General features: G+C 65.1%; 2 protein-coding genes. Both read left to right on the top strand.

Annotated features, from left to right (window positions below; translation table 11 throughout):
- The coding region (locus tag EOA23_RS34720) for a DUF2497 domain-containing protein (RefSeq protein ID WP_127307318.1) at window positions 1-462 on the top strand (462 nt) is incomplete at its 5' end.
- A gap of 210 nt (window positions 463-672) precedes the next feature.
- Window positions 673-1,357 (top strand): class I tRNA ligase family protein (locus tag EOA23_RS34715; RefSeq protein ID WP_145966609.1); only part of this gene is annotated, 685 nt, incomplete at its 3' end.

Here is a 1,357-nt window from a genome sequence, read left to right as displayed (position 1 = left end):
CCGAGCGAGCCGGCAGCCGCCAACAGGCCCGCCGCCGCAAACGCTCCGCAGACCGCCGAGACCATTGTCGCCGATTGGCGGCGGGAAATCGCCGCGGCCGGAGGCAGCACCGTCACAGCGAAGCCGGCTGTCCGGGCTCCGGAAGCCGCGCCGCGGGTCGAGATCGACAAGGAAGAACCCGCGGTCGAAGCCGTCGCACATGCCGGCGCTCCCCAGTCCTCCGCGCCTGAGGCTCAGCCGTCCCGTCCCGCGATCCTTTCCGAGCACACGGGCAGGCAGGTTGCCGCAGCGTTCGGCGAGCTTTCCGATGCCTTTGCAAGCCGTGGCAAGAAGAGCTTCGATGAAATGGCCGAGGAGATGCTGCGGCCGATGCTGCAGGATTGGCTCGACAACAACCTGCCGACGCTGGTCGAAAGGCTGGTGCGCGAAGAGATCGAGCGCGTGGCGCGCGGCGCGCAGTAGCCGCCGCAACACGCAGGCTGAAAAGCGCCGCCTTTGGGCGGTGGCTTGTTCAAGGCTCTCAGGTGAGCGCGCGTAGCTCCCGCTCGGCCGGGATTGTCGCTGGTCGAGGGCAGGCCTGTCTGTGGCAGTGATTGCTGCTCTCGCGGTTGACTCGGCCAAGACCTTCCGATTTACACCGGACGCTTGTTACCGACAGTTCGGACCTCCTCCATGCTTGAAAAGACCTACGACGCCAAGACCGTCGAGCCGAAGATCGCCAAAATCTGGGAAGAGGCCGACGCCTTCCGGGCCGGCGCCGGCGCGGAGGAAGGGGCGGAAGCTTTCACCATCGTCATCCCGCCGCCGAACGTCACCGGCTCGCTGCATATGGGGCATGCGCTCAACAACACGCTGCAGGACATTCTCGTGCGCTTCGAGCGCATGCGCGGCAAGAACGTGCTTTGGCAGCCCGGCATGGATCACGCCGGCATCGCCACGCAGATGGTGGTCGAGCGCCAGCTCATGGAAAGGCAGATCCACCGCCGCGATCTGACGCGCGAGCAATTCATCGAGAAGGTGTGGGAGTGGAAGGCCGAATCCGGCGGCGCGATCTTCAACCAGCTGAAGCGCCTCGGCGCCTCGGCCGACTGGTCGCGCGAACGCTTCACCATGGACGAAGGCCTGTCCAAGGCGGTGCTGGAAGTCTTCGTCACGCTCTACAAGGAAGGCCTCATCTACAAGGACAAGCGCCTTGTGAACTGGGACCCCAAGCTGCTGACGGCCATTTCCGACCTCGAGGTCGAGCAGCACGAGGTCAACGGCAATCTCTGGCACTTCCGCTACCCGATCGAAGGCGAAGCGTTCGACCCGGAGAACCCGAAGACCTTCATCACGGTCGCGACGACACGTCCCGAGA

Source organism: Mesorhizobium sp. M2A.F.Ca.ET.042.01.1.1, assembly GCF_003997405.1.
Taxonomy (GTDB): domain Bacteria; phylum Pseudomonadota; class Alphaproteobacteria; order Rhizobiales; family Rhizobiaceae; genus Mesorhizobium.
Note: the sequence above shows the minus strand (reverse complement) of the source record. Positions and strands in the feature narration are given on the sequence as shown.